The sequence below is a fragment of the Azospirillum sp. BE72 genome (assembly GCF_031455875.1).
Lineage (GTDB): Bacteria > Pseudomonadota > Alphaproteobacteria > Azospirillales > Azospirillaceae > Azospirillum.
On record NZ_JAVDTO010000001.1, the window covers coordinates 892,620 to 913,096 of the forward strand.

A 20,477-nucleotide genomic window follows, 5' to 3' on the forward strand; every position below is an offset into this window, starting at 1 on the left:
AGGAGGCTGCGGCGCCGGCGGTTATCTCCGGCTTTCGCCGGGATCGGCCGACCGCCGCGGGAGAGTCCGCGGCGGTCCGGAATGGTGGGCGCTCAGTTGGCCTGACGGCGCAGGAAGGCCGGGATGTCCAGTTCCTCCTGCTCACCCGGCTTGGCGTCGGCGCGCGGGGCCGGGGCCATCTGCTGCGGGGCGGCCGGATAGCTGGGCGCCTGCGGGGCCTGCTGCGGAGCCGCCTGCTGCTGCGGATAGACCGGAGCCTGCTGCGGAGCGGTCGGGTAGGACGGGGCCGGCTGATAGGCCTGGGGCGCCTGCGGCTGCTGCGGGTAGGCCGGCTGCTGCTGCGGGTAGCCCTGCGGGGCCGGCTGGTACTGCTGCGGGGCCGGCTGCGGCTGGTAGACCTGCGGCGCGGGCTGCGGGGCCGGCTGGTGCGCCGGTTCCGACTTGCGGCCGAGGCCGGTCACCAGACCGAACAGGAAGTTCCCCTTGCGGGCGGGCGCCGGCTCCGGAGCGGGCGCCTGCGCCGGAGCCGGGCCGACCGACAGGCCGCCCGGATGGGGCTGGTGAGCCTGCGGGGCGGCGTGATGGTGATGCTGGTGGGCCTGCGGGGCCTGCTGGTGGGAGACCGGCTGCTGCGGCTGGTGCTGCTGCGGCTGCGGCTGCTGGTGAGCCTGCGGGGCCTGCTGGTGGGCGGCGGGCTGCTGCGGCTGGGGAGCGGACAGCGGGGCGGCGCCGACGGTCACCGGCTGGCGGGGACCGGCATCGGCCGGCTTCGGCGCGAAGAAATGGCCGCCCTGGTTCTCGCCATGCAACGGACCGGCGGCGGGCTTCGGCGCCTCATGCTGTTGGGGGGCGTGCTGCTGGGCCGGGTCGTGCTGGATCGCGGCGGCGCCGGCGGTCACCGGCTGCGGGGTGCGCAGGCCGATGGCGGCGCTGGGGATGGGCGAACCGGGGGCGCCGGCCGGGGCGACCGGCGCGCCGGTCAGATTGCCGGGAGCGCCCGGCTTCTTGGCGCGGTCGCCGACCAGCGACAGGTTGACCGGGTGCAGGGTGCGCGGGTTGCTCATCGCGGCGGCGTCGATGCCGGTGGCGACGACCGACACGCGCATCACGCCGTCCAGCGAGCTGTCGAAGGTCGAGCCGAAGATGATGTTGGCGTCGGGGTCGACCTCGTCACGGACGCGGTTGGCCGCCTCGTCGACCTCGAACAGGGTCATGTCGTAGCCGCCGGTGATGTTGATGAGGACGCCGCGGGCACCCTTCATCGACACGTCGTCCAGCAGCGGATTGGAGATGGCGGCCTCGGCGGCCTCGATGGCGCGGCGCTCGCCGCCGGCCTCGCCGGTGCCCATCATCGCCTTGCCCATCTCGGTCATGACGGACCGGATGTCGGCGAAATCCAGGTTGATCAGGCCGGGCATCACCATCAGGTCGGTGACGCCGCGCACGCCCGAATGCAGAACGTCGTCGGCCATCTTGAAGGCGTCCGCGAAGGTCGTCTTCTCGTTGGCGATGCGGAACAGGTTCTGGTTCGGGATGATGATCAGGGTGTCGACATACTGCTGCAGCTCGGCAATGCCGCCCTCGGCCAGCCGCATGCGGTGGCCGCCCTCGAAATGGAAGGGCTTGGTGACGACGCCGACGGTCAGGATGCCGCGCTCGCGGGCCGCGCGCGCGATGACCGGTGCCGCACCGGTGCCGGTGCCGCCGCCCATGCCGGCGGTGATGAACACCATGTTGGAGCCTTCGAGATACTGGACGATCTCGTCGATCTGCTCCTCGGCCGACGCGCGGCCGACATCCGGCTTGGAGCCGGCGCCCAGGCCGCGGGTGGTGCCGGTGCCCAGCTGGATGCGCTTTTCGCACAAGGAACCCTTCAGCGCCTGCGCGTCGGTGTTGCCGACGACGAAGTCCACGCCTTCCAGGTTCGACTTGATCATGTTGTTGACGGCGTTGCCGCCGGCGCCGCCGACGCCGAACACGGTGATGCGCGGCTTCAGTTCGGGCTCGATCTGGGGAATGGTCACGTTGATCATGGTGTTCAGGCCTCCACAACCTGTTTTCGTTGGGTTTGATGTTTGATATGCCGCGACCGGCGCCCGGTTGTGTCCGGTGTCTGTCCGTTCGGGAATCGGTGGATGGCAGCGGGAATCATCACAGATTCTCCCGCAGCCAGAGGCCGACGCGGCCGATGAGCCCGGTGGATGCGACCGCCTCGTGGCCGGTCACCATCAGCTCCGTCGGGTTGCGGACGGCGTGTAGGAGAAGGCCCGCGACCGTCGCGAAGGCCGGGCCGCCATGGGCCTCGTTGAGGCCGGCGATCCGGGTCGGGCGGGCGATGCGGACCTGCTTGTCCAGGATCGGGGCGGCCATGTCGCGCGTGTTGGGCAGCTGGCTGGCGCCGCCGGTCAGCACGACGCGCCGGCCGACCAGCCGGGAATGGCCCGACTGCTCGATGGCGCTGCGCACTTCTTCGAAGATCTCTTCCATCCGCGCCTGGATGATGCTGACCAGGAAGGAGCGCGGGTGGCTGGCGGTGCCGCTGCCGCTGCGCTCGTCCTCGCCGATCTGCGGGACCTCGATCATCTCGCGCTCGTCGGCCGGGTTCACCCGGGCGCTGCCGTAGAGCACCTTCAGCCGTTCGGCATGGACCAGCGGCGTGGTCAGCCCATGGGCGATGTCGTTGGTGACATGCCGGCCGCCCAAGGGCACGAAGCCGGTCCAGACCAGATTGCCTTCGGAGAAGATCGAGATTGTCGTGCCGCCGCCTCCGATGTCGACGCAGGCCGCCCCCATCTCCATCTCGTCCTCCACCAGACAGGCGAGGCCGGAGGCGAAGGGGCTGACCACGATGGATTCGATGTTCAGGTGGCAGCGGGCGATGCAGGCGTGCAGCGTACGGATGGCGCCGGCCGCAGCGGTGACGACATGCAGCTGGGCGCCAAGCGAATGGCCGCTCATCCCCTTGGGGTCGCGGATGCCGCGGCTGCCGTCCAGGCTGAAGCCCAGCGGGATGGTGTGGATCAGCGCCTGATCGGGGCCGGCCTGCAGGGTGCGGGCATGGGCCATGGCGCGGCGGATGTCGCCCTCCGTCACCTCCTGGCCGGAGACGGGGACCGTGGCGGTGAAGGCGTGGGAACGCGGCTGGCCCATCGACAGGTTGACAACGACATCGTGCACCGTTTCGCCGGCCATCTGTTCGGCGGCATGCACGGCGGCACCGATCGAGGTTTCCGCCGCCTCCATGTCGATGATGGTTCCGGCGCGGATGCCCGTGGCGATCTGGTGGCCGACGCCGATCACGCGGAGGGAGCCGGGCTCCTCCATCCGTGCGATGACGCAGCACACCTTCGTCGAGCCGACGTCCAGCGCCGTGACGATTCCGCCACGGGCTGGCCGCTTCGGCTTCTTGGCGCCGTTGAATCCCATCCCGAACATGCCCCCCAAACGTCCCCTCTACTCCTGTCCACCGGCGACGGGCTTCCCCCGGAAAGGCCCGCCGCCGGTCCGTCCTTACGATTTCTTGCCGTTCTTCTTCTTCGACTCATCCTCCCAGCCAGGAAGCTGGGCGGTGGCGGAGGTCTGGATCGCGGCGCGGCCGGGCAGCCGCAGGTCAATGGCGACGATGTCGCGGTCCAGCACATGGCTGGCCGTATGCATCTGCTCCAGCTGCTGAAGGGCGCGGCGCATCTCCGCGGTGCCTTCGGGCAGCTTCACCGTCACGCCGTTGCTGAGCTGCAGGTTCCAGCGCCGGTCGCTGATCCAACTGGCCGAGGACAGCATCGGAGCGATGGTGGGGGCGCTGTCCAGCGCCGACAGCAGGGTGTGGACCTGCTGCGGGGCGTTGGCGCCGATCACCTGGGGCAGCGTGTCGATGCGCTGGTTGCCGCGGCGGGCCAGTTCCGCCGCATCGGCCAGCGGCCGGCCGGCGCGGTCGATGACGGTGAACTGCCGCTCATGCTGCCAGATCGCCATCGGCTGGCGTTCCGACAGGCGGATGTAGAGGAAACCGGGCAGCCGGCGCTCGATGGAGGCCGACGACACCCAGGGAAGCTCTTCCAGCCGCTGCTTGGCCTCGGCGAGGTCGATGGACAGGATCGGCTCGCCCCGGCGCACGCCCAGCGCGTCGAGCACGGCGTCGCGTTCCGTCTCGCTGCGGCCGACCACCAGGATTTCCGACAGGCGGAAACCCAGGTCGCCGGTGGTCTGGATGACGCTTTCCCGCGCCGCCTCCAGCGTGTCGGCCAGGGTGCCGCGCTTCCAGGTGGAGCCGGCGGCGGCGGTCAGCCCCAGCACCGGCACCAGGATCAGCGCCGCCTTGACGGCCGAACGCGTCCAGCGCGGCCAGGCGCGGCGGCGCTTGCCTTTCTGCGCCGACGCGGCCATGGCGCGCGGCGGGGTCGGCATCTCGTCCCGGGCGCGCGCGCCGGCGGCGGCGGCGCGGAAGTCCGGGTCGGCCATCAGGCGAGCTGACATGCGGCATTCTCCACCAGCCAGCCGACCAGCGCGCCGTAGGAAATTCCCACATGCGCCGCCTGTTCGGGCACCAGCGACAGGGGCGTCATGCCCGGCTGGTTGTTGATCTCCAGGAAGTACAGCCCGTCGGTTCCCGGCCGGCCGTCATCCCAGCGGAAGTCGCTGCGCGAGACACCCCGGCAACCCAGGGTGTGGTGCGCCAGCACCGCCAGCCGCTTCGCCTCCTCCGCCACGGCCTCGGGGATCGCGGCGGGGATGGTATGGACGGCATGGCCGGCGCTGTATTTCGCGGTGTAGTCGTAGACCTGAGCCTGAAAGACGATCTCGGTCACCGCCAAAGCGCGGTCACCCATGACGCCCACGGTCAGTTCGCGACCGGGGATGAACTCCTCGACCAGCACGCGTTCTCCGAAGGTCCCCCCGAAGAAGCCATCGTCGCCGACCGGGCTGTTCTGCCCCTCGCGGACCAGGGTTACGCCAACGGTCGAGCCTTCGTCCACAGGCTTGACGATATAGGGCGCCGGCATGGGGTGGGTACCGCCGGTGATCTCGCCACGGGACAGCACCATTCCTTTGGGGGAGCGGATGCCGACCGTATCCAGCACCCGCTTGGTCATCGCCTTGTCCATGGCGATTGCCGCGGCCTGGACGCCGGAATGGGTGTAGGGGAGGCCCAGGAACTCCAGCACGCCCTGGATCGTCCCGTCCTCGCCGCCGCGGCCGTGCAGGGCGTTGAACACCACGTCGGGGCGCGGATTGGTCAGGGCGTGCATCAGCCCGCCCAGGTCGCGCTGCACGTCGATGGCGGTGACGCGGTAGCCTTCCTCTTCCAGCGCCTTGGCGACGCCGGCACCGCTGACCAGCGACACCTCGCGCTCGGCCGACCAGCCGCCCATCAGGACGGCGACATGCTTCTTGTGGGCGTGGAGCAGGGCTTCGGTCATTGGACGGTGCTTCCTTCGGCGGCCGGGACGCCGATGCGCTTGATTTCCCACTCCAGCGTCACGCCGCTGGTCTCGAACACGCGGCGGCGGACCTCCTCGCCCAGCGCTTCCAGCTGGGCGGCGGTGGCCGTGCCGTTGTTGATCAGGAAGTTGCAGTGCTTTTCCGACACCTGGGCGTCGCCGATGGACAGGCCGCGGCAGCTGGCCCGGTCGATCAGCTCCCAAGCCTTGTGGCCGCCGGAAATTTCAGGGGCCGGATTCTTGAAGGTCGAACCGCCGGTGCGCGAGCGGACGGGCTGGCTGTCGGCGCGCTTGTCCGAGATCTCCGCCATGCGGCGGGCGATCTCCAGCGGGTTGCCGGGCTCCCCGCGCAGGACGGCACCGGTGAAGATGCAGTCCTCCGGCGCTGCGCTGTGGCGGTAGGTGAAGCCCATGCCGGCATGGCTGAACTCCAGCCGCCGGCCATCGCGCGCGACCGCGGTGGCGGAGACCAGCACGTCGGCCAACTCGCGGCCATAGGCGCCGCCGTTCATGCGCAGCGCGCCGCCGATGGTGCCGGGGATGCCTGACAGGAACTCCAGCCCCTCGATGCCGGCGTCGCGGGCGACCATGGCGACGTTGAGGTCGAGCGCCGCCGCACCGGCGGTCAGCGTCATCCCATCCGCCAGGATGTCGGTGAAGCCGCGGCCGAGCCGGATGGTTACGCCCGGCACGCCGCCGTCCCGCACCAGCAGGTTGGACGCGACGCCGATCACCGTCACCGGAACCTCGGCGGGCAAGGCGGCCAGGAAGCCGGCGAGGTCGTCTGCATCGGCCGGGCGGAACATCACCTCCGCCGGCCCGCCGACGCGGAACCACGTCACCGGCGCCAGCGGGGCGTCGGCGGTCAGCCGCCCGCGCACGGCGGGCATCCGCTCGATCAAGTGGCCGATCCGATGGCCGTGAGGGGCGCTCATGCGCGGTGCCGCCGTCATCGATTGGTGCCGTAGAGGGACGACAGCTCGCCCGGAAGGGCGTTCGCCCACTGGGTGATGTTGCCGGCGCCCAGGCAGACGACGAAGTCGCCGGGCTTGGCCATCTCGCGCACGACCTGCGCCAGCTCCTGCTGGTTGTGCAGGGCCACGACATGGCGGTGGCCGTGCATGCGCAGGCCCTCCACCAGGCTGTCTCGGCTGACGCCCTCGATCGGCGCCTCACCGGCCGCATAGACGTCGGCGACGATCACGGCGTCGGCGTCGTTGAAGCAGGTGCAGAACTCTTCGAACAGGGCGGCGAGGCGGGAATAGCGGTGCGGCTGGACCACGGCGATGGTGCGGCCGGTGCCGGCGGTGCGTGCGGCCTTCAGCACAGCGGCGATCTCCACCGGGTGATGGCCGTAATCGTCGATGACGGTGATGCCGTTGGCCTCGCCGGTCTTGGTGAAGCGGCGCTTCACGCCCTGGAACTTGGCCATGCTGTCGCGCATCACCACGTCGGGCAGGCCCATCTCGTTGCCCACCGCGAAGCAGGCCAGCGAGTTCTGGACGTTGTGCGGCCCGTACATCGGCAGGCGCACGCCGGCGATGGCGCGGCTCTCGCCGCTGTGGCGGTCATAGATCAACACGTCGTACTTGGCGCCGTCGGGACCCAGCTCCACGTTCACCGCGCGGATGTCGGCCTGCGGCGAGAAGCCGTAGGTGACGATGCGGCGGTCGGACACGCGGGGGATCATCGCCTGCACCTCGGGATGGTCGATGCAGAGCGCGGCGAAGCCATAGAAGGGAATGTTCTGGACGAAGCTGTCGAAGGCGGCCCGCGCGTTGTCGAAGGTGCCGTAGAAGTCCAGATGCTCCGGATCCATGTTGGTGACGACGGCGATGCAGGCCGGCAGCTTCACGAAGGTGCCGTCGCTCTCGTCCGCCTCCACCACCATCCAGTCGCCGGTGCCGAGCCGGGTGTTGGAGCCGTAGGCGTTGATGATGCCGCCGTTGATGACGGTCGGGTCGAGGTTGGCGTGCTCCAGCATATGGCCGACCATCGAGGTGGTCGTGGTCTTGCCATGGGTTCCGCCGATGGCGATGGCCCATTTCAGGCGCATCAGTTCGCCCAGCATCTCGGCGCGACGGACCACCGGCACCAGGGCGGCGCGGGCGGCGACCACTTCCGGATTGTCGCGCTTGACGGCCGAGGAGACGACGACCACGGCCGCACCGGCGATGTTCTCGCCGCGATGGCCGACGAACACCTTGATGCCCAGTTCGCGCAGGCGCTTGACGTTGGCGTTCTCGGCCAGGTCGGAGCCCTGGACGGTGTAGCCCAGGTTCCGCAGAACCTCGGCGATGCCGCTCATGCCGATGCCGCCGATGCCGACGAAGTGGATGGTGCCGATCGAGAGGGGGAGGGCGCGCATGTCAGGCTTACTTTCCGCGGCGAAGCATCAGGCGAAGGGTGGCGTCGACCGCCCCGTCGGACAGGTCGTTGGGAAGGGGTTGCGATCCGTGGATCATCGACAGGCGATCCCGCAGAAAGCCGCCTTCGGCGAGGAAGCGCGGCACCAGCGGACAGCCCGGACGGTTGTACCAGCCGCCCTCGGTCCGAGTCATGTCCGCCGGCCAGTCCTGCAGCGGGCGCGGCGTCGGTCGGGTCAGTGTCCTGGCTTTGATCATTCCGCGGCCCCCTTGGCGCTGGCGCCGGCGGCGGACCACCGGGCGTTGTGGGATCGGTCGTGGTCAGTCTTCGTCGGATCGGTCGTGGTCGGGTCGGTCTGGTTGGAACCGGTGTCGGCGGTGCGGTTGACTCGGGTGCCGCCGTCCAGCATCGCCAGAACGGCGTCGGCCAGGGCGCTGGCTGCGTCGGCGGTGCCCCAGCCATGGGCGGCCTGCGCCGCAGCGGACAGCGCCTGCGGATCGGCCAGCAGGGCGGACAGCCGCTCGGCCAGCGCGCTCGCGGTGAAGGCGGGCTGCGGCACCAGCCACGCGGCGCCGGCCTCCGCCAGATGGCGGGCGTTGGCGGTCTGGTGGTCGTCGGTGGCGTGCGGGTAGGGCACCAGAATTGCCGGGCGGCCGACGCAGGTCAGCTCGGCGATGGTGGAGGCACCGGCGCGGGTGACGGCGAGGTGGCAGGCGGCCAGCCGTTCCGGCACGTCGCGGAAGAAGGTCTGCAGCTCCAGCCGGGCAAGGCCCAGCGGCTCCAGCGCGTCGCGGGCGGTTTCCAGGTCTTCCGCGCGGCATTGCTGCGCCAGATGGATGCGGGCGCGCAGGTCCTCCGGAAGCAGGGCCAGCGCCGCGGGGATCACCTCGGAAAAGACGCGGGCGCCCTGGCTGCCGCCCATCACCAGCAGGCGGACGGGACCACCGGGCTGCGGCGCCTCGTAGGGGGAGAGGCGGCGGGCGGCGACGGCGGGACGGACCGGGTTGCCGGTGCGGACGATCTTGGCGCTCTGCGCCTCGGCCAGCTTCTCGATGCCGGGGAAGGCGACGGCGATGCGGCGGGCGCCTGCGATCAGCATCCGGTTGGCGCGGCCGAGAACGGCATTCTGTTCGTGCAGCAGGGCCGGCAGCTTGGACTGGATGGCCGCATAGACGGTGGGGACGGACGGATAGCCGCCGAAGCCGACCACCGCCGCGGGGGCGAGCTGCCGCATCAGGGCGCGCGCCTCCAGCAGGCCCATCCCCATCTGCAGGGCGGCCTTCAGCTTGCCGACGATCCCGGCGCCGGGGGAGGCGGCGCGGATGCGGTGGACCGGCACCTCCGGCAGATTGTCGCCGAAGGCATGGCCGCGCTTGTCGGTGACCAGAGTCACGGCACGGCCGCGGGACAGCAGCTCGCGCGCCAGCGCCTCGGCCGGAAACATATGCCCGCCGGTGCCGCCGGCGGCCAGCACGATCACCTTGTGCGCTGTGGGGTCCAAATCCGTCGGCCTCCTCATTCCGCGGGGCCGAAGCGTTTGCGTGTCAAAGCCAGAACCATGCCCATGCCGAACCCGAGTGCCAGCAGCGAGGAGCCGCCGTAGGAAATGAACGGCAGGGTCATGCCCTTCGTCGGCATAAGATGCAAGGACGATCCCATGTTGATCGCCGCCTGAAGTCCGAACTGGATCAGAAGACCGGCGGTCGCCAGCAGGACGAAGTAGTTGTTGTCGTTGAAGACCCGCGCGAATCCGCGCAGGACGACAAAGGCGAACAGGACCACCAACCCGAGGCAGAAGATCAGCCCCAGTTCCTCACCGGCGACGGCGAAAATGAAGTCGGCGTGGCTGTCGGGCAGATAGAACTTCACCGTGCCCTGGCCGGGGCCGGTGCCCATCAGTCCGCCGTTGGCGAATGCCTCCAGCGACCGGTTGACCTGATAGTTGTCGCCGGCATTCGGGTCGAGAAAGCGGTCGATGCGGCTGGTGACGTGCGGCAGCGTGTAATAGGCGCCGATCAGCCCGACCACGCCCAGCCCGCCGAGCCCCATCACCAGCACCAGATTCAGCCCGGCCAGGAAGAACTGGGTGAACCAGACGGCGGAAACGACGAAGGTCATGCCCAGGTCGGGCTGCAGGATCAGGCCGGCGACGGTGATGCCGTAGAGCACGATCGACACCAGCGCGCCGGGAAAGCCGGGGTTGGTGCGCGACAGCGAGAACAGCCACGCCGCCACCACCGCGAAGGCGGGCTTGACGAACTCAGACGGCTGGATCGACAGGCCGGGGATGTGGATCCAGCGCCGCGCGCCCTTGATCTCCATGCCCACCACCAGGGTGGCGAAGACCAGCAGCACCGAGAACAGGAACACGCCCAGCGCCACCCGCCGCACCCCGCGCGGGCTGAGCAGCGAGACGCCGACCATGATGATGATCGCCGGGATCAGCATCATCAGGTGGCGTTCGACGAAATAGAAGGTGTCCTGGATGCCGATGCGCTCGGCGACCGGCGGGCTGGCCGCGGTGATCAGGACCGTGCCGAGAAACATCAGCAGGGCGATGGCGCCCAGCTGCCAGCGGTCGACGGTCCACCACCAGCGGCCGAAGATGGATTGGTCGGTACGGTCGAAGGTGATCATGCAGCGCCCCCGCTCGTCGCATCGCGCGCGCCGAGTATGCCCGCGACATAGGCTGCGAAAGCCTCGCCACGCTTTTCGAAGTTGGCAAACTGGTCCCAGGACGCACAGGCGGGCGACAGCAGCACGCAGGCGCCGTCCAGCCGTTCCGCCAGGGCCAGACCAGCCGCCTTCGCGGTTGCGATATCCAGCGTCCCGCAGCGTGTATAAGCAACACCTTGCGCGTCAAGCCATGCGGCGAATTGTTCCTGCGCCTCGCCGATCAGGAAGGCGTGGCGGACGCGGCCCATATAGCCCTCCAGCCCGTTCAGCCCGGTGTCCTTGGCCTGTCCGCCGAGGATCCAGTAGATCGGGTCGAAGGTGGCCAGCGCCTTTTCCGTCGCGTCGGCGTTGGTCGCCTTGCTGTCGTTGACGAAGCGCACGCCGTCCGCCTCGCCGACCAGCTGCTGCCGGTGGGCAAGGCCAGGAAAGGTCGCCATCGCTGCGACGACGGCCGGCACCGGCAGGCCGGCGGCCTTGCAGGCGGCGAAGGCGGCGGCGGCGTTCTGCCAGTTGTGGGTGCCGAGCAGGGTGGGCAGGGTGGACAGCTCCACCACGCGGGCGGCTTGGCCGTCGGTGTCGTCGACCAGCCAGCCGTCGGCGGCATAGACGCCGCCCGCGACCGGCCCCAGGGCGGAGACCGGCCAGATGCGCTGGTCGCCGGCCGCCACGAGGTCTGCGTGGATTTTCCGGCAATGCTCGTCGTCCACGCCGATCACCGCGGTGCGTGGCCAGGTCTGGCGGTGGAAGATCAGCGTCTTGGCGGCGATGTAGCCCTCCATCCCGCCATGGCGGGCGAGATGGTCAGGCGTGATGTTCAGCAGGACGGCGATGTCGAAGGTGATGGAGTGGGTCAGCTCCAGCTGGTAGCTCGACATCTCCAGGACGCAGGTGCCGCCGGACCCGATCGGGTCGAAGGTCAGCACCGGCGTGCCCAGGTTGCCGCCGACCGCAGCCTTGCGCCCGGCGGCGGCCATGATGTGGCCGACCAGGGTGGTGGTGGTCGACTTGCCGTTGGTGCCGGTGATGCCGATGAAGGCGCAATCGCGCTCCGCCCGGCCCAGCAGCTCGATGTCGCAGATCAGCTCGATCCCCATTGCCTTGGCGCGCTCGGCGACCGGGTGGGGCGTGGGGTATGTGTGGGGGATGCCCGGCGACCAGACGATGGTGGTCAGATCCGACAGGTCTGCGGTGGCGAGATCGACGACGGCGAAGCCCTCGGCCTCCGCCGCGGCGCGGGAGGCGGGGTTGTCGTCCCACACCCGCACCTCGGCCCCGCTGTCGCGCAGCGCGCGGGCGGTGGCGAGGCCGGACTTGCCCAGCCCCATCACCGCGACGGGCAGCTCCTGCATATAGAACAGGTCGATCATCGCCTTGGGCCCCCTCAGCGCAGCTTCAGCGTGGACAGGCCGACCAGCGCCAGGATCGAGGCGATGATCCAGAAGCGGATGACCACCGTCGGTTCGGCCCAGCCCTTCTTCTCGAAATGATGGTGCAGCGGCGCCATGCGGAACACCCGCTTGCCGGTCAGCTTGAAGGACGCGACCTGCACGATCACCGACACCGTTTCCAGCACGAACAGGCCGCCGATGATGGCCAGCACGATCTCGTGCTTCGTCACCACGCTGACGGCGCCCAGCGCGCCGCCCAGCGACAGCGATCCGGTGTCGCCCATGAAGACCATGGCCGGCGGGGCGTTGTACCAGAGGAAGCCCAACCCGGCGCCGACCAGGGCGCCGCAGAAGACCGTCAGCTCGCCCGATCCCGGAACATGGTGGATCTGCAGGTAGTTGGCGAAGATGGCGTTGCCCGACAGGTAGGAGATCAGGCCGAAGCAGCCGGCGGCGATCATCGTCGGCACGATGGCGAGCCCGTCCAGCCCGTCGGTCAGGTTCACCGAGTTCGACGCGCCGACCATGATGAAGGCGCCGAATGGCACGAAGAACCAGGACAGCTGGATCAGGAAATCCTTGACGAAGGGCACAGCGACGCCGCCCGACAGCGGTGGGGCCGACACCCACATGATCAGCGCGGAGGCGACCAGCCCGATGGCGATCTCCCAGCCCAGCCGGAAGCGGCCGGACAGCCCCTTGGTGTTGCGCTTGGTCAGCTTCAGGTAATCGTCGCCGAAGCCGATCAGGCCATAGCCGATGGTCACCAGCAGGACGATCCAGACATAGGCGTTGGTCAGGTCGCCCCACAGCAGGGTGCTGACCGTCATGGCGATCAGGATCATCAGGCCGCCCATGGTGGGCGTGCCCTTCTTCTTGAAATGGCTTTCCGGGCCGTCGGCGCGGATGGGCTGTCCTTCGCCCTGCTTGCGCTTCAGCCAGGCGATCAGGCGCGGAAAGAACACGAAGCTGATGACCAGCGACGTGATCACGGCACCGCCGGTGCGGAAGGTCAGGTAGCGGAACAGGTTGAACGGCGTGAAGACGTCGGCCAGTCCGAAGAGGAGGTTGTAGAGCATTTGGGTCCGTCAGCCTCGCGGGCCTTGCTGGCCTTGCGCGGCCGCCTGCGGCTGGTTGGTGGTTCGGGAGGCGGCTTTGTCCACGCTTTCGCGCCCGCTGTCGAGTGCCGCGAGCGCATCGACGACCAGACCTGTACGACTGCCCAATGACCCCTTGACCATGATAACGTCGCCGCCTTTTACGGCCGCGGTTACGATGGGAGCGAGGTCGACGCTGGTCTCGGTCCAGGCGCCGCGCATGGTTTCCGGCAACCGGTCGAACAGCGCCTTCATGTGCTGGCCGCAGGCATAGACGGTATCGACCTGCGCGGCGCGCAACGGGTCGGCAAGCGCGATGTGCAGCGTGTCGGCGCGATCGCCCAGCTCGCGCATGTCGCCCAGCACCGCGATGCGGCGTCCGCCGGCGCCGGGATCGATCTTGCCCAGAACCTCCAGTGTCGCGGCCATGGCGGCCGGGCTGGCGTTGTAGCTCTCGTCGATCAGGGTGAAGGCGCCCTGGGGCAGTTGGATGCGCTTGCGGGTGCCGCGGCCCTTGACCGGCTGCAGGCTGGACAGGGAGCGGGCGGCCGCGGCGACGTCGGCGCCCAGCGCCTTCACCGCGAGCAGCACCGCGAGGCTGTTCATCACCCAGTGCCGGCCGGGCTGCGACAGGCAATATTGCAGCCGCTCGCCGCGGATGACCGCGGTGACGGCGCTGCAGGTGGCGTGCAGCGAACAGTCGATCAGGCGGGCGTCGGCATCCTCATGGGCGCCGAAGCTCCAGATGTTGGTCAGTCCCTGGCGGCGTGCCGCGGCGGCCAACCGGGCATATTGCCCGTTGTCACGGTTCAGCACGGCGACGCCGTTGGCATCCAACCCCTCGAAGATCTCGGCCTTGGCGTCGGCGATCGCCTCGACGCCGGAGAAGAACTCCAGATGCGCCGCTTCCACCGTGGTGACGATGGCGACATGCGGCTTGACCTGCCGCGACAGCGGGCCGAGTTCGCCGGCGTGGTTCATCCCCAACTCGAACACGCCATAGGCGCTGGCTTCCGGCAGGCGGGCGAGCGACAGCGGCACGCCCCAATGGTTGTTCAGGCTGCCTTCGGTGGCGTAGGTGAGCCCCTGCGCCGACAGGACGTGCCGCAGCGTCTCCTTGGTGCCGGTCTTGCCGACGGAGCCGGTGACGCCGACGACCCGCGCGCCGCAGCGGGCACGCGCGACGGCACCCAGCGCCGCCATCGCCTCCAGCGTGTCGACCGGGGTGATCAGAAGCGGCGCATCCGCCGGCAGCCCGTCGGGCACATGGTCGACCAGTGCCGCCGAAGCCCCGGCGGCCAGTGCCGCGCCGACGAAGGCGTGCCCGTCGAAATTCGGCCCGCGGATGGCGACGAACAGATCGCCCGGCGCCACCTTGCGGCTGTCGATGGCGACGCCGGTGGCGGTCCAGGCATCCGGACCGGCCAGAAGCCCGCCGGTGGCGGCCGCCGCGTCCCGGGCAGTCCAGAGGACCGTCTTATCGCCGGTCCGGAGGACCGTCTTGTCCTCGCTCATGCTCCAACCTCCGCTACGGCTTTCCGGGCCTCGTCCGCGTCGTCGAACGGACGCACCTCGGTGCCGATCGTTTGTCCCTGCTCGTGGCCCTTGCCGGCGATGACCAGCACGTCGCCGGGCTGAAGCTGCCGCACCGCGGTGCGGATCGCCTCGGCCCGGTCGCCGATCTCCTCCAGCTTTCCGGCCAGTTCCCCGGTGGCGCCGGCCAGCACCTGACCCCGCACGAATGCGGGATCCTCGGTGCGCGGGTTGTCGTCGGTGACGATGGCGCGGTCGGCCAGCCTAGCCGCCAGCGCCCCCATCACCGGCCGCTTGCTGCGGTCGCGGTCGCCGCCGCAGCCGAACACCGTCACCAGATGGCGCGCGGCATGCGGCTTCAGCGCCCGCAGCACTGTTTCCAGCGCATCGGGCGTGTGGGCGTAATCGACGTAGACCGTCGCCCCGTTGGGGTGGGTCGCGACATGCTGCAGCCGGCCCGGCACACCTTCCAGCGAGGGAAGGGTGGCGAGCGCCCGTTCGGCATCCCCGCCGGACCCGATGACCAGCCCTAGCGCGCAGAGCACGTTCCAGGCCTGGAAACGACCCGCCAGCGGCAGGTCCACCGTCACGTCGCGGCCGAGCACGGACAGGGCAAGGCGCTGGCCATGGGCCAGCGGCTCCACCCCGGTCACCCGAAGCTCGGTTCCGGCCAGACCATAGGACAGGACGCGGTGGCCACGGTGGTTACAAATGGTGGCAAAATGTTGAAATTCCGGAGAGTCGGCGTTCAGCACCGCGACGCCGCCCGGCGGCAGGACCCGGTCGAACAGCATCGCCTTGGCGTCGCGATACGCCTCCATCGTGCCGTGGTAATCCAGATGGTCCAGCGTCAGGTTAGTGAAGCCGGCGGCCTTGATCGCCACGCCGTCCAGCCGGAACTGCTCCAGGCCGTGGCTCGACGCCTCCATCGCCAGATGGCCGATGCCGGCCTCCGCCGCGGCGGCGAGGTCGCGGTGCAGCGACACCGGGTCGGGCGTGGTCATCCCGCCATAGCCCTGCAGTCCGGGGCCGAGCAACCCAAGCGTGCCCAGGCTGGCGGCGGGCAGGCCGAGCCGCGTCCAGATCTGGGCGGCGAACTGGACGGTGGAGGTCTTGCCGTTGGTGCCCGTCACCGCCACCACCGTCTCCGGCTGGCGCCCGCCATGGAAGGCGGCGGCCATGCGCGCGAAGGCGAGGCGGGGCTGGGGATCGGTCAGCAGGACGGCGGTGGAACCGGGCGGAAGTTCGGTGCCCTCGGGCGCCAGAACCGCGACGGCGCCCTTGGCGAGCGCGTCGGCGATGAAGGCGCGGCCATCGGCCTTCACGCCGGGCAGGGCGGCAAAGACGAAGCCGGGCCTGACCGCGCGGCTGTCGGCGGTCAGCCCGGCGATGTCGGGGTCGGCTACACCGTGTGCCACATGGGCGGTGGCGTCAGCGGGGCTTGGTCTGAGTTGGGAAAGACGCAACGGTGCTTCCCTTCGACGGGGGTGGGGCGGAGACGGGAGGCAGGGACTGCTGCCAGTTGGTGGACCCGGCGGCGTTCAGGAAGGTGGAGTTCAGGATCTCGGGCGAACTCTCGTCCACCGTCGGCACGTTCAGCAGCGGGCCGATCTGCTTGATGATGCGGCCGGCCGCCGGAGCGGCGACCCAGCCGCCGGTGGCGTAGCCGTAGGTCTTGGCCGTCGCCTTGGGCTCGTCGACCAGCACATAGACGACATAGCGCGGGTCGTGCATGGGGAAGGCCCCCAGGAAAGACGACATGCGCGAGTTCTTCTGGTAATGCCGACCCTTCTGCTTGTCGGCGGTACCGGTCTTGCCGCCGACCACATAACCCTTTACGTCGGCCGACTTGCCCGTTCCTTCGGTGACGACGAAGCGGAACATCCGCCGCATCATGTCGGAGGTCTGGCGCGAAACGACCTGTTCGGTCGGGATTTCGGCCTCCGAATTGCGCTTCAGCAGCGTCGGCTTGTGGAAGAAGCCGCCGTTGATGACGGATGCGGCGGCGGCCACCGTGTGCATCGGGCTGACCGAAATGCCGTGACCGAAGGAGATGGTGTAGCTGTTGACCTCGCGCCATGGGTTGGGCACCAGCGGCCAGCCGCTTTCCGGCAGCTCCAGCCCGGTGGGCTTGGTGAAGCCCATCTTGGTCATGAAGGCCTTCTGCGCCGCGATGCCCATCAACTGGACCATGCGCACGGAACCGAGGTTGGAGGAGTGCTGGAACACTTCCGCCACCGTCAGGGCGCGGTTCAGTCCATGATATTCGTTGATGGTGAAGCGACCGATCTTGATCGGATGCTTGGTGTCGAACATGTCCGTCACTCGGATCTTGCCGGAATCCAGCGCCAATGCCGAGTTGAAGATCTTGAAGGTCGAACCCATTTCGTACACGCCGAGCGTCGCCCGGTTGAACAGCGTGTCGGGGTTGAGGCCGGTCGGGTCCTGCGGGTCGAAATCGGGCAGCGAGACCATCGCCAGGACTTCGCCGCTGCGCACGTCGAAGACGATGCCGGCGGCGCCGATGGCGCTGAACTCCTGAATGGTGGCCGTCAGTTCCTTCTTCAGGACGTGCTGCAACCGCAGATCGAGAGACAGCTGCAGCGGCGTGCCGGGATCCTCTGTCAGGCGCTTGTTGAAGCCCTGCTCCATGCCGGCGAGGCCGTTGTTGTCGATGCCGGTGAAGCCGACCACATGCGAAGCCAGCGGGCCGGCCGGATAGAAGCGGCGCTCCTCACGCTCGAAGGCGATGCCGGGAATGCCGAGCCGGTGGACGGCGGCCTGCTGCTTCGGCGTCAGGTTGCGCTTCAGCCAGACGAAGCGGCGGTCACCGCTCAGTTTGCCCACCAGATCCTTGTAGTCCATGTCCGGCAGGACGCTGACCAGCTTCTGCGCGGCCTCTTCCGGGCGCGAGACCAGCTTGGGATCGGCGAAGAGCGACTGGGTGACCAGCGAGGTCGCCAGCAGGTTGCCGTTGCGGTCGACGATGTCGGCCCGGTTGGTGGTGGTGTTGTCCACCTCCAGCGCCACATGCTGGCGCGGCTCGCCGCCACCGGCGAACAGGGTTGCCATCGCCAGCTTGACGCTGATCGCGGTGAAGACCGTCGTGACCACGGCGGCTGTTACCAGCAGACGGTAACGGCTCTGTTCCAGCGCGACGGCCAGTGACGTCCGCGGTCTGGCGGACGGCTGCTGGGGCGGCGTCTGGTAAGGCGAGGGCGCCGGGGGCGGGACATAAGTGCTGCCGGGGCTGCCGGGCACCCCGCCACCGCCGGGCTGGCCGTAACCGGCCGGGCCGCCGTGGTCGTAACCGCTCATCGATTGGCCCCCAGACGCGCGACGAGCAGGCCCAGGCTGTCGGTCGGCTTGGGCTGGTAGGGCTGCTGGACCGCCGCCGCCTTGGGTGCTGGAACCGGAGCCGCGGCCGGCGGCACCGGCCGCGTCGCCACCTCGGTCGCCCGGTTGGGAGAGGTCGGGGCGTTCGGCGCGAGCTTGCCGGCGGCGCGGTCGGTCGCCGTCTTCTCAGGGGTCTTCTCCACCGGGGCGCGGGCCGCACCCGGCACCAGGGCGGAGGGCTTGACGCGGGGAGCCGGATCGGCAAGGCCGCCGCTCGACGGCAAGGAGGCCGGCACGATGACCGCCGCGCGTTCCAGCGCCTTGTCCATCGGCAGCGGCTTCGCGGCCGCCGGCACGCTGGCCGGAACGATTCCGGCGGCGGTGTTGTTGGGAACGGTGGGCACGCGGGCGGAAGCGACCTGGGAGGTGCCGGTGCCGGGCGCGCGGACCATCGGCGGCAGCGGGGCGGCACCGGGCTGGCCGGGCAGGGCAGGGGCAGGCGGCGGAACGGCATCGGCCGGGCGCATGGGAATCAGGTCCATCGCCACATACTGGCGCGGCTCCGTCGGCTGCAGCGCCAGATGGCTTTGGGCCATCTGCTCCAGCTTGGTCGGATCGTTCAGGTAGCTCCACTCGGCCTTCAGGACCTGGATGGACTCCTGCTCATGGATGATCTTGCGGTTCAGCCCGGCGAGCTTTTCCTCCAGATCCTGGACGTCGTAGCTGGTCTGGAACAGCACGCCACCGGCGGCCGCGATCAGGCCACCCCAGAACAGCCAGGTCTTGCCTTTCATGCTGCCTCCTTGCCGGGCGCCGGGAACGCTGGCGCCTCGGTACGTTCAGCCGCGCGCAGCCGGGCGGACCGGGCGCGGGGATTGTTGCGGGCTTCGGCCTCGCTCGGGTCCACGGGTTTCCGGGAGAGCAGGCGGAAGGATGGGTGATGCGCCGCGACCGCGGTCACGGGCGTATGGCGGGACGGGGAGGGCGGCGGCGACGACCGTTCCCTCAGGAACGCCTTGACCTCGCGGTCCTCCAGCGAATGGAAGGAGACGACGGCCAGACGCCCGCCGGGCGCCAGCAGCGACTCGGCGGCGGACAGGCCACGCCGCAGTTCGCCCAACTCGTCGTTCACATGGATGCGCAGCGCCTGGAAGCTGCGGGTGGCGGGATCGATCCCGTCGCCCTTCCCCTTCGGCACCACGGAGCGGATGATCTCGGCCAGCCGCGCCGTTCGCTCGATCGGTGCCTCGCGGCGGGCGGCGACGATGGCGCGGGCGACTCGGCGCGCCATCCGTTCCTCGCCCAGGTGATAGATGATGTCGGCCAGTTCCGCCTCGTCGGCGGTGTTGACCACGTCGGCGGCGGTCGGCCCATCCCGTCCCATCCGCATGTCGAGCGGGCCATCGAAGCGGAAGGAGAACCCGCGCTCCGGCTCGTCGATCTGGGGGGAGGAGACGCCGACGTCGAGCGCCACGCCGTCCACGCTGGTCACGCCATGGTCGGCCAGCAGCCTGTCCATGTCGCCGAAGCGGCCCTCGATGACCTCCAGCCGGCCCGGGAATTCCTGGGCCAGCGTACGGCCGCGCTCGATCGCCGCGGGATCGCGGTCGATGCCGATCACGCGGCAGGACGCCGAGCGCAGCAGGGCGCGGCTGTAGCCGCCGGCGCCGAAGGTGCCGTCGACATAGAGGCCGCCGTCGCGCGGGGCCAAGGCCGCGATCACTTCGTCCAGCAGGACGGGAATATGGATGGGAGTGTTTCCGGTCATCAGGCGCCCTCCCCGCTCCGGCTGGCGGCGCCGCGGGAGGCCTTGGCGACGATCTGGCTGAGGGAGATGTCCTTGCGCACGACCTGCTCCCGCAGCGCCGCCTCGTGGGCTTTCAAAGCGTCGGGTTCCCAGATCTGGAAGGTCTTGCGGCGGCCGATGAAGGCGGCCTCCTCGGTGATGCCGGCGAATTCCGCCAGCTCCTTGGGCAGGACGATGCGGCCTTCGGCGTCGGAGGAGACGGGGATCAGCTTTCCGAAGATGAAGGTCTCGATCATGTCACGCTCGTCAGCGTCGAGGTCGGGGGATTCGAGGCTTTCGGAGAGGACGTCGAGATAGTCCTGGTCGGCGCCTTCCAGCGCCTGGTGGTTCAGCGAGGGCCAGAGATAGACGGTGCTGGGAGCCGACGTCTTGGCAAGCGACTGCCTGAACTGTGCCGGGATGGACACACGCCCTTTCCTGTCAACCTTATTGACGTATGTGGACAGGAAAACGGCCATAGGCCCGGCGATCCCCCCTGCTATCCCCCGTGCGCGGTCGGGTGCTCCGCGCTAGCCCCGCTTGGCCCATTCAGCCCCCGCCCCCGGTGTTAACCAGAATGGGTAAGAGCCCCCCTTAAATGGGCATTCTTGGGATAGCATGGGACGGCATGGGCGTCAACGGCCCCCCGAGTATTCAGACGGGGGTGTCAAGACTTTCGGGTCAGGCTGTGGCATCTGCGCAAGTTGGTGTACGAATTTCCGGAATCTTCGCAGTATTCCGCTGGACTCTGCCGATGTGGATAAAGTTATCCACACGGGTTCTCTGAATGTTCCAAAGTTTTAAGAAAATGCGACTGATCCATGGTTTGTTGCACCGTCGAATCGACCCCCTCCGA

The 20,477-nt window shown here is 69.3% G+C and carries 17 protein-coding genes; all 17 read right to left on the reverse strand.

Features of this window, described 5'->3' with window-relative positions:
* Nucleotides 1–92 precede the first annotated feature (92 nt).
* Complete coding sequence (gene ftsZ, locus J2Y49_RS04415) at nucleotides 93–2,033, reverse strand: cell division protein FtsZ (RefSeq protein ID WP_310112711.1); 1,941 nt, start codon at nucleotides 2,031–2,033, stop codon at nucleotides 93–95.
* Nucleotides 2,034–2,151: 118 nt separating this feature from the next.
* Nucleotides 2,152–3,426, reverse strand: a complete 1,275-nt coding sequence (gene ftsA, locus J2Y49_RS04420) for a cell division protein FtsA (RefSeq protein ID WP_149222448.1) — start codon at nucleotides 3,424–3,426, stop codon at nucleotides 2,152–2,154.
* A gap of 84 nt (nucleotides 3,427–3,510) precedes the next feature.
* Nucleotides 3,511–4,473: an FtsQ-type POTRA domain-containing protein gene (locus J2Y49_RS04425; protein ID WP_310112713.1), complete on the reverse strand. Its 963-nt coding sequence runs from the start codon at nucleotides 4,471–4,473 to the stop codon at nucleotides 3,511–3,513.
* Complete coding sequence (locus tag J2Y49_RS04430; RefSeq protein ID WP_310112714.1) at nucleotides 4,458–5,417, reverse strand: D-alanine--D-alanine ligase; 960 nt, start codon at nucleotides 5,415–5,417, stop codon at nucleotides 4,458–4,460. The genes J2Y49_RS04425 and J2Y49_RS04430 overlap by 16 nt, the downstream gene beginning before the upstream one ends.
* Nucleotides 5,414–6,373: a UDP-N-acetylmuramate dehydrogenase gene (gene murB / locus J2Y49_RS04435; protein ID WP_310112716.1), complete on the reverse strand. Its 960-nt coding sequence runs from the start codon at nucleotides 6,371–6,373 to the stop codon at nucleotides 5,414–5,416. Before murB ends, J2Y49_RS04430 begins: the two co-directional genes overlap by 4 nt.
* 14 nt (nucleotides 6,374–6,387) lie before the next feature.
* Nucleotides 6,388–7,806 (reverse strand): UDP-N-acetylmuramate--L-alanine ligase, encoded by a 1,419-nt coding sequence (gene murC, locus J2Y49_RS04440; RefSeq protein ID WP_310112718.1) that lies wholly within the window; start codon nucleotides 7,804–7,806, stop codon nucleotides 6,388–6,390.
* Between the two features lie 7 nt (nucleotides 7,807–7,813).
* The gene (locus J2Y49_RS04445; protein WP_149222057.1) at nucleotides 7,814–8,062 is read right to left on the reverse strand and encodes a hypothetical protein; all 249 of its coding nucleotides are present in this window, start codon (nucleotides 8,060–8,062) and stop codon (nucleotides 7,814–7,816) included.
* Nucleotides 8,059–9,324 carry an undecaprenyldiphospho-muramoylpentapeptide beta-N-acetylglucosaminyltransferase gene (gene murG, locus J2Y49_RS04450; RefSeq protein WP_310112720.1) on the reverse strand — a complete coding sequence of 422 codons (1,266 nt, stop codon included), beginning with the start codon at nucleotides 9,322–9,324 and terminating at the stop codon, nucleotides 8,059–8,061. The genes J2Y49_RS04445 and murG overlap by 4 nt, the downstream gene beginning before the upstream one ends.
* The gene (locus J2Y49_RS04455) at nucleotides 9,321–10,442 is read right to left on the reverse strand and encodes an FtsW/RodA/SpoVE family cell cycle protein (RefSeq protein ID WP_149222055.1); all 1,122 of its coding nucleotides are present in this window, start codon (nucleotides 10,440–10,442) and stop codon (nucleotides 9,321–9,323) included. The genes murG and J2Y49_RS04455 overlap by 4 nt, the downstream gene beginning before the upstream one ends.
* Entirely contained in the window at nucleotides 10,439–11,848 is a 1,410-nt protein-coding gene (murD, locus tag J2Y49_RS04460) for a UDP-N-acetylmuramoyl-L-alanine--D-glutamate ligase (RefSeq protein WP_310112721.1), read from the reverse strand. Before murD ends, J2Y49_RS04455 begins: the two co-directional genes overlap by 4 nt.
* A gap of 14 nt (nucleotides 11,849–11,862) precedes the next feature.
* Nucleotides 11,863–12,948, reverse strand: coding sequence for a phospho-N-acetylmuramoyl-pentapeptide-transferase (mraY, locus tag J2Y49_RS04465; RefSeq protein ID WP_149222053.1), 1,086 nt, complete (start codon nucleotides 12,946–12,948; stop codon nucleotides 11,863–11,865).
* A gap of 9 nt (nucleotides 12,949–12,957) precedes the next feature.
* Nucleotides 12,958–14,481, reverse strand: a complete 1,524-nt coding sequence (locus tag J2Y49_RS04470) for a UDP-N-acetylmuramoylalanyl-D-glutamyl-2,6-diaminopimelate--D-alanyl-D-alanine ligase (RefSeq protein WP_310112723.1) — start codon at nucleotides 14,479–14,481, stop codon at nucleotides 12,958–12,960.
* A complete protein-coding gene (locus tag J2Y49_RS04475) occupies nucleotides 14,478–15,917 on the reverse strand; it encodes a UDP-N-acetylmuramoyl-L-alanyl-D-glutamate--2,6-diaminopimelate ligase (RefSeq protein ID WP_310112725.1) in 1,440 nt (479 codons plus the stop codon). Before J2Y49_RS04475 ends, J2Y49_RS04470 begins: the two co-directional genes overlap by 4 nt.
* A 13-nt stretch (nucleotides 15,918–15,930) precedes the next feature.
* Complete coding sequence (locus J2Y49_RS04480; protein ID WP_310112727.1) at nucleotides 15,931–17,817, reverse strand: penicillin-binding protein 2; 1,887 nt, start codon at nucleotides 17,815–17,817, stop codon at nucleotides 15,931–15,933.
* Nucleotides 17,814–18,629, reverse strand: coding sequence for a hypothetical protein (locus tag J2Y49_RS04485; protein WP_310112728.1), 816 nt, complete (start codon nucleotides 18,627–18,629; stop codon nucleotides 17,814–17,816). The genes J2Y49_RS04480 and J2Y49_RS04485 overlap by 4 nt, the downstream gene beginning before the upstream one ends.
* Nucleotides 18,626–19,603: a 16S rRNA (cytosine(1402)-N(4))-methyltransferase RsmH gene (rsmH, locus tag J2Y49_RS04490; protein WP_310112729.1), complete on the reverse strand. Its 978-nt coding sequence runs from the start codon at nucleotides 19,601–19,603 to the stop codon at nucleotides 18,626–18,628. Before rsmH ends, J2Y49_RS04485 begins: the two co-directional genes overlap by 4 nt.
* Nucleotides 19,603–20,049 (reverse strand): division/cell wall cluster transcriptional repressor MraZ, encoded by a 447-nt coding sequence (locus J2Y49_RS04495; protein ID WP_014248340.1) that lies wholly within the window; start codon nucleotides 20,047–20,049, stop codon nucleotides 19,603–19,605. The genes rsmH and J2Y49_RS04495 overlap by 1 nt, the downstream gene beginning before the upstream one ends.
* Between the last annotated feature and the right edge of the window lie 428 nt (nucleotides 20,050–20,477).

Bases quoted from the DNA above. Each gene is read 5' to 3' on its own strand.
- ftsZ (WP_310112711.1), bottom strand. From the start codon at position 2,033: ATGATCAACGTGACCATTCCCCAGATCGAGCCCGAACTGAAGCCGCGC.
- ftsA (WP_149222448.1), bottom strand. From the start codon at position 3,426: ATGGGATTCAACGGCGCCAAGAAGCCGAAGCGGCCAGCCCGTGGCGGA.
- J2Y49_RS04425 (WP_310112713.1), bottom strand. From the start codon at position 4,473: ATGTCAGCTCGCCTGATGGCCGACCCGGACTTCCGCGCCGCCGCCGCC.
- J2Y49_RS04430 (WP_310112714.1), bottom strand. From the start codon at position 5,417: ATGACCGAAGCCCTGCTCCACGCCCACAAGAAGCATGTCGCCGTCCTG.
- murB (WP_310112716.1), bottom strand. From the start codon at position 6,373: ATGAGCGCCCCTCACGGCCATCGGATCGGCCACTTGATCGAGCGGATG.
- murC (WP_310112718.1), bottom strand. From the start codon at position 7,806: ATGCGCGCCCTCCCCCTCTCGATCGGCACCATCCACTTCGTCGGCATC.
- J2Y49_RS04445 (WP_149222057.1), bottom strand. From the start codon at position 8,062: ATGATCAAAGCCAGGACACTGACCCGACCGACGCCGCGCCCGCTGCAG.
- murG (WP_310112720.1), bottom strand. From the start codon at position 9,324: ATGAGGAGGCCGACGGATTTGGACCCCACAGCGCACAAGGTGATCGTG.
- J2Y49_RS04455 (WP_149222055.1), bottom strand. From the start codon at position 10,442: ATGATCACCTTCGACCGTACCGACCAATCCATCTTCGGCCGCTGGTGG.
- murD (WP_310112721.1), bottom strand. From the start codon at position 11,848: ATGATCGACCTGTTCTATATGCAGGAGCTGCCCGTCGCGGTGATGGGG.
- mraY (WP_149222053.1), bottom strand. From the start codon at position 12,948: ATGCTCTACAACCTCCTCTTCGGACTGGCCGACGTCTTCACGCCGTTC.
- J2Y49_RS04470 (WP_310112723.1), bottom strand. From the start codon at position 14,481: ATGAGCGAGGACAAGACGGTCCTCCGGACCGGCGATAAGACGGTCCTC.
- J2Y49_RS04480 (WP_310112727.1), bottom strand. From the start codon at position 17,817: ATGAGCGGTTACGACCACGGCGGCCCGGCCGGTTACGGCCAGCCCGGC.
- J2Y49_RS04485 (WP_310112728.1), bottom strand. From the start codon at position 18,629: ATGAAAGGCAAGACCTGGCTGTTCTGGGGTGGCCTGATCGCGGCCGCC.
- rsmH (WP_310112729.1), bottom strand. From the start codon at position 19,603: ATGACCGGAAACACTCCCATCCATATTCCCGTCCTGCTGGACGAAGTG.